Raw genomic sequence first — 6,922 nt, forward strand, 5'->3', positions numbered from 1 at the left:
AGAAGCGCGTTCCCAACCTCGCCAAGAAGGCGACGCAAGGCGACAAGGAGGCGAAGGCCGCCGCATCCGTTCTCGGCCAGGCGCTCGACCTGCTGCGCGACGGCAAGCCCGCGCGCCTGACCCAGCCGAAGGATGAAGACGAACGCCGCCAGTTCGAACAGGCGCAGCTCATCACCGCCAAACCCGTCCTCTACGTCTGCAACGTCGACGAGGGCTCGGCGGCTGCGGGCAATGCGCTGTCGGCGCGCGTGTTCGAAAAGGCGGCGGCCGAGGGTGCCAAGGCGGTGGTCGTGTCCGCCGCGATCGAGGCGGAGATCGTGACGCTCCCGCCCGAGGACCGCGCCGAATTCCTCGCCGAGCTGGGGCTGAACGAGACCGGCCTCGCCCGCGTCATCCGGGCCGGCTACGAACTGCTCCGCCTGCTCACCTTCTTCACCGTCGGGCCGAAGGAAGCACGCGCCTGGACGGTCGAGACCGGATCGAAGGCGCCGCAGGCGGCGGGCGCGATCCATTCCGATTTCGAACGCGGCTTCATCCGCGCCGAGACGATCGCGTTCGACGATTATGTCGCCTTCAAGGGCGAGGCGGGCGCGCGCGATGCGGGCAAGCTCCGCTCCGAGGGCAAGGAGTATGTCGTCAAGGACGGCGACGTGATGCTGTTCCGCTTCAACGTCTGACGCGCGTCGCGGGATCGTCACGGGTGGCGGGCAACGCTGCGACGATGCGCTGGCTTCTTCTTCCGCTCGTCCTTCTGTTGTCCGCGTGCGGGGTGCGGGCGCCTGCCCCGGCCCCGCGCCCGGCGCGGCCGCCGGTCACGATCCTGATCTCGATCGACGCCTTCCGCCCGGATTATCTGCATCGGGGGCGCACGCCGAACCTCGATGCGCTGGCGGCGGGCGGCGTCTGGGCGGCGATGCGGCCGTCCTTCCCGACCAAGACCTATCCCAACCATTATACGCTGGTGACCGGGCTGCGGCCCGATCGCCATGGCATCGTCGGCAACAAGATGCGCGATCCCGCGCGGCCCGGCGAGCTGTTCACGATGCAGAACACCGCCGATCCCTTCTGGTGGCGCGGCGGCGAGCCGATCTGGGTCGCGGCCGAACGCGCGGGCATCCGCACCGCCTCGCTGTTCTGGCCTGGCGCGCAGGCGCCCTGGCAGGGCATCCAGCCGCGCGATTGGCTTCCCTATGACAAGGCGATGCCCACGCGCGCCCGGGTCGAACGGGTGCTGGCGTGGATCGGCCAGCCGGAAGCCGCGCGGCCGCGCTTCGTGGCGCTCTATTTCGATCGCGTGGATGAAGACACGCATCGCCACGGCGTCGGCAGCGCCGAGGGCAATGCCGCAATCGCCGAGATCGACAGCGCGATCGGCACCCTGCGCGACCGCCTAGCCGCGATGGGCGAACCCGCCAACCTCATCATCGTCTCGGATCACGGCATGGCGTTGACCAGCCCCGACCGCGTCGTGATGCTCGACCGCTACGTCGCGCGCGCCGATTACGACATCGCCGAGGAAGGCGCCATCTTGTCGGTTTTCCCCAAGCCCGGACGCGAGGAAACGGTCGCACGGGCGCTGCTTGGACGTCACCCGCATCTCTCCTGCTGGACGCCCGATCGCATCCCCGCCCGTTTCCGCTACGGCCGCAATGTCCGCATGCCCCCGATCTTCTGCCTGCCCGACGAGGGATGGCTGGCCTATGCCGACCCGCCCAAGGCGGTCGACCTGGGCAGCCATGGCTACGACAACGACCTCCCCTCGATGCGCGCGCTGTTCATCGCCAACGGACCGGCCTTCGCCGGCGGCCGCCGTGTGCCGACGTTCGACAATGTCGATGTCTATCCGCTGCTGCGCGACCTGATCGGCCTGCCGCCCGCATCCGACGTGGACGGCACCGACGCGCCCTTTCGCGGCGTGCTGCGGCGCTGAGGAACGGCGCGGTGGACCTCAGCGCGGCAGCGCCAGCGTGCCGTCCAGCGTGAAGACCTGCGTCGCGCCCGGCGCGCCGGTGCCCGGCTGGCCGCCGCCGACCCACACGCGATAGCTCGACGGCACGAGCCGCATCATGCCCTTCTCGTCGGCAAATGCCATGTCGCGCGGCGTAAGCTCGAACGTCACGGTCTTGGCCTGCCCCGGCGCCAGACGGACGCGGTCGAACCCCTTGAGCGACTTGGCCGGCGCGCCCGGATAGCCCGAGGCGGACAGATAGAGCTGCGCCACTTCCTCGCCCTCGACTTTGCCCGCATTGCGGATGCGGACGCTCACCATCTGCGGCGCGCCGGCGGCGACGTTGGGGGTCGATACCTTCAGGTCCGAATATTCGAACTTGGTGTAGCTCAGGCCATGGCCGAACGCATATTCGGGCGTCCCGCTGAAATAGCGGTAGGTCCGGTTCGCCATGCCATAGCTCTCGAACGGCGGCAGCTCGGCGGTCGAACGGTAGAAGGTCACCGGCAGGCGCCCGCTGGGATTATACACACCGCGCAGCACGTCGGCGATCGCCTGCCCGCCCTGCTCGCCCGGATACCAGGCCTGGAGGATCGCGCGCGCCTTCTGCCCGCGCTGGCCGAGCGCGATCGCCGATCCCGACTGCATGACGATCACCACCGGCTTGCCGGTCGCGGCGAGCGCGTCGATCAGTTGCAGCTGCGCGGACGGCAGCTCGATATGCGTGCGGTCGCCGCCGACGAAGCCCGGCACCTTGAGCGGCATCTCCTCGCCCTCCAGCCAGGCGTTGAGGCCGACGAACGCGACCACCACGTCGGCATTGCGCGCGGCCTGGACCGCCTCGGCGCGAAGCGCCGCGAGCGGCGCCTTCCACGACAGCGTCACGCTGCCCGAACGCCCCTGCTTGTGCGACAGCTCGACCGTGAAGGCGCGCGGGCGCATATCGGCGAAGCGCACCTGCATCGCCTTGCTGTCGCGATTGGGGCCCGAGCAGGACGAGGTGAAGGGGAAATCGGGCTGCCCCTCGATCTTGATGACGTAACTCTCGTTGCCGCCGCCCAGATCGCAGCGATGCGTGTCGAGCTCGAAGCTGTAGGCGCCCGCCGCCGGCGGCGTGATCGTGCCCGTCCAGCGGATCGAATAGCTGGTCTTGTCGACGCCGGGCGCGGGCGCGACGCTATCGAAATTGACATCGATCTCGCGCACGGTGCGCGTCGCGACCGGCGCTCCGGCGAAATCGGGCCCGTTGAAGAAAGTCGCGGTCACGCCGGCCGCGCCGAACGCTGTGCGCGGCACCGGCACGGCCATCTCCTCGGTGAACGGCGCGCCTTGGGCGAAGGTCACATTCTCCTTGCCGAATGCCCGCTCCATCCCGTCGATCGGCAGCACCGGGTCGACCGGCGTGCCCATATAATTGCCTTCCAGCACGATCAGCGAATTGGCGGTCGGCCCGACCACCGCGACGCGCGGCGACTTGGCCTTGAACGGCAGCGTCCCGTCATTCTTCAGCAGGACGATCGACTCGCGCGCGGCGCGCAGCGCGACCGCCTTGTTCTCCGCCGAATGGTTCGCGCTGATCGGAATGGCGGAGAAGGGCACCATCGACGGCGGATCGAACAGGCCCAGCCGCATCCGCGCGGTGAACAGGCGGCGCACCGCCGCATCGACATCCGCCTCGGTCAGGTGGCCCGCCGCGACCGCCTTGGGCAAAGCGAGATATTCGTCCTTGAAGTTGCAGCCCGTGTCGGTGCCCGCCTTGATCGACAGCGCCGCGCCCTCGGGGCCGGTCTTCGTGAACTTGTGCCCGCTGGTGATGTCGTCGATCGCGCCGCAATCCGACGTGACGAAGCCCTTGAAGCCCCAGTCGCGGCGCAGGATGTCCTGCAGCAGGGTCGGGCTCGCGCAGGCCGGCTCGCCATCGACCGCATTATAGGCGCACATGATCGACTGCGCCTGCCCCTCGGTGATCGTCCGGCGGAAGGCGGGCAGATAGGTCTCGGTCAGGTCGCGCGGCGCGACGTCGACGTTGAAGCCGTGGCGCAACGGCTCCGGCCCGCTGTGGACCGCATAATGCTTGGGCGTCGCGATCGCGGAAAGATATTTGGGATTGTCGCCCTGCACGCCGCGAACGAATTCGGTGCCGAGCGTGCCCGACAGATAGGGATCCTCGCCCAGCGTCTCCTGCCCCCGGCCCCAGCGCGGATCGCGGAAGATGTTGATGTTGGGCGACCAGAAGGTGAGGCCGTAATAGCGCTCGTAATTCCGGTCGCGCTGCGCCTGGTTATACTTGGCGCGCCCCTCGATCGCGACGATCTCGCCCTCGCGCTTCATCAGCGCGCGGTCCCACGTCGCGGCCATCGCGATCGCCTGCGGGAAGACGGTCGCCTCGCCGGCGCGCGCGACGCCGTGCAGCGCCTCGTTCCAGTAATCGTAGGGCGGCACGCCCAGCCGATCGATGCCCGGGGCGACATTCTGGAGCTGCGCCGATTTCTCCTCCAGCGTCATCCGCCCGATCAGGTCGTTGACCCGATCCTCGACCGGCTTCGACGGATCCTTGTAGATCTGGGCGGCGGCCGCCTGCCCAAGCGCGATAGCGCTAACATACAGTGCGAGACGGGCGGCGGCGCGGCGGGTCTTCACGGTCGATCTCTCCTGACGACGCGCTCCTGTGGACGAAGCGTCGGACGGGGTGCTGGTACGACGAGGCGCCCGGAAAGGGCAAGCCGATCCTCACCGCGTGAGGATCAGCGGCTCCATCGCGCGGTAGCGCTGCTGCTCGACGAAGGTCGTCGTCCGCGTATCGACATCGATATGCTGGCGCAGGATCATGCCGTCGCCCGGCACCGCGCGCGGCCAGCGCGGCAGGCCCGCGCCATTGGGATCGGCGGCGCGCACGAAATTGGCGAAATAGCCCTGCATGGTGGCCGAGACCCGCCGGTCCTCGGGCGTCCAGGCATAGCGCGGATTGATGTCGAGATTGCCCAGCGCATATTCGATTTCAGCGCTGTGGAGCGCACCCAAAGGACGCGGCCCGCGCTCCGGCTGGTCACGGACGGGCGGGCGGATGCGCGAATAGTAATAATAATAGGTCGGCGCCCCGCTCTGCCGATGGAGGTCGAACAGCTTCCACGTCGCGAGCCCCAGGAAACGGTCGCTCGACAGCACGGTCGCGGTGTGCGGCACCTGCGCATCGCTGCCGGCGGGATAGAGCCGCTCGACCAGCGGCGCGCGCGAGCCGAACAGGCGCGCGAGCGCGGCGCGATAGCCCGCGACCGTCGCCGGTTCGCGGCCCAGCACCGCCTCATATCCCAGTTCCTGCGAGTTGGACCCGATCAGCAGCGGCACGCGCGCCGCCTGCCCGCGCGCATACGTCTGGCTGGGTTGTTCGGTCAGGTAATGCCCGTCGACGATCGCGCCAAACCGCATCGCGGCATTGCCCTGCAGCGCCATCACCCGCTCCGCCGAAAGCGCGCGCAGGTCGCGCAGGTTTTCCGCCTTCGCTTCCTGGAGGAAGGTCTGGCCGATCGCCTCCGCCTGCGGCAGGCTGAGCGGCGTGACCGGGGTCATCAGTGCCCCGCTCTCGGCGATGGCGCCTGCGATATGCTGGCGCGTGAGCGGCGACACCAGCATCGCGCTGACCGACATCGATCCGGCCGATTCCCCGCCGATCGTGATCCGCGCCGGATCGCCGCCGAACGCCGCGATGTTGCGGCGGACCCAATGCAGCGCCGCCGCCTGATCCATCAGGCCGTAATTCCCCGACGCCCCGCGTCCCGATTCCGCGCTCAGCCACGGATGCGCCAGAAACCCGAACGCGCCGAGACGGTAGTTCATCGACACGACGACCATGCCGCGCGCCGCCATGCTGGCGCCGTCATAGCGCGGCTCGGATGAATCCCCCGCCAGGTAACCGCCACCATAGATGTAGAGCAGAACCGGCCATTTCTCGCCCGACGCCGGCTTGGCCGTTGGGGTCCAGACGTTGAGCGACAGGCAGTCCTCGCTCATCCCCTTCGACCGGTAGATCAGGTCGTCCCACAGGCGTGGCTGCACGCAGCGGTCGCCGAATGCCTGCGCCTTGCGGACGCCCCGCCAGGCCGGGGCGGGTTCCGGGGCACGCCAGCGCAGCGCGCCCACCGGCGGCGCGGCATAGGGAATGCCCAGGAAGCGCGAGACGGTCGATCCCTCTGCCGGCCCCTCCCCTTCGACGACGCCTTGCTCCACGCGCACCTGCGGCCCCGCCGCGCGGGCCGGCAGAGCCGCCGCCGCAATCGCCGCAAATCCGATGACCGGCGCGCGCATCGCCCTCAACCGCATGGCATTTCCCTCCTCCGCCCCGATCCCGGGCCCTTATGGCCCGGTCGGTCGGCGCGCGACGCCGACCTTAGTCGAGGCGGAGGAGGGGTGGAAGATCAGCGCGTGGCGGGCGCCAGGCCGTTATCCTCCAGCATCGGGCCGATATCCGGGTCCTTGCCGTAGAAGGCGCGGAACATCGGCCCGTAGTCCATGCTGTGGCCGCGCGAGAGCACCAGATCGCGGAAGCGCTGGCCGTTCGCGCGGGTCATCCCGCCATGCTCGACGAACCACTTATAGGCGTCGTTCTCCAGCATCTGCGTCCACAGATAGGCGTAATAGCCCGCCGAATAGCCGTTGCCCCAGATGTGGAGGAAATAGCTGGAGCGATAGCGCGGCGGCACGTTCTTCGTGTCCAGCCCCATCGCCGCCAGCTTCTGCGCCTCGAAGCTGTCGGCATTCTGCTTCGGCGCATCGGCGGGCAGGCTGTGCCAATCCATGTCGAGCATCGCGGCGGCCACGACCTCGCCCAGCCCCTGGCCCTTGCCGTAGCTGTCGGAGCGCTTGATCTTCTCGATCAGGTCGGCCGGGATCACCGCGCCGGTGCGGTAGTTGACGGCATAGTGCGGCAGCACTTTGGGATCGAGCGCCCAGTGTTCGTTGAACTGCGACGGGAACTCG

General features: G+C 68.9%; 5 protein-coding genes. 2 read left to right on the forward strand and 3 right to left on the reverse strand.

The genetic code is table 11. The features are described from left to right. Positions 1 to 677 (forward strand): DUF933 domain-containing protein (locus ACOJSF_RS03660; RefSeq protein WP_420140870.1); only part of this gene is annotated, 677 nt, incomplete at its 5' end. Positions 678 to 721: 44 nt separating this feature from the next. Next, complete coding sequence (locus tag ACOJSF_RS03665) at positions 722 to 1,930, forward strand: ectonucleotide pyrophosphatase/phosphodiesterase (protein ID WP_420140871.1); 1,209 nt, start codon at positions 722 to 724, stop codon at positions 1,928 to 1,930. Between the two features lie 18 nt (positions 1,931 to 1,948). Here the strand turns inward: ACOJSF_RS03665 and ACOJSF_RS03670 are convergent, their stop codons facing one another. From ACOJSF_RS03670 to ACOJSF_RS03680, 3 genes are all read right to left on the reverse strand, one after another. Next, positions 1,949 to 4,588 (reverse strand): glycoside hydrolase family 3 C-terminal domain-containing protein, encoded by a 2,640-nt coding sequence (locus tag ACOJSF_RS03670; protein WP_420140872.1) that lies wholly within the window; start codon positions 4,586 to 4,588, stop codon positions 1,949 to 1,951. Between the two features lie 90 nt (positions 4,589 to 4,678). Continuing rightward, positions 4,679 to 6,265, reverse strand: a complete 1,587-nt coding sequence (locus ACOJSF_RS03675) for a carboxylesterase/lipase family protein (RefSeq protein WP_420140873.1) — start codon at positions 6,263 to 6,265, stop codon at positions 4,679 to 4,681. A 95-nt stretch (positions 6,266 to 6,360) separates the two neighbouring features. Continuing rightward, positions 6,361 to 6,922, reverse strand: a 562-nt coding sequence (locus ACOJSF_RS03680; protein WP_420140874.1) for a M3 family metallopeptidase, incomplete at its 5' end; no start/stop codon positions are given.

Source organism: Sphingomonas sp., from assembly GCF_048594985.1.
GTDB lineage: Bacteria > Pseudomonadota > Alphaproteobacteria > Sphingomonadales > Sphingomonadaceae > Sphingomonas_I.

Excerpts from the sequence above, each read along its gene's own strand:
- ACOJSF_RS03665 (WP_420140871.1), top strand. The coding sequence starts at position 722 with ATGCGCTGGCTTCTTCTTCCGCTCGTCCTTCTGTTGTCCGCGTGCGGG.
- ACOJSF_RS03675 (WP_420140873.1), bottom strand. The coding sequence starts at position 6,265 with ATGCGGTTGAGGGCGATGCGCGCGCCGGTCATCGGATTTGCGGCGATT.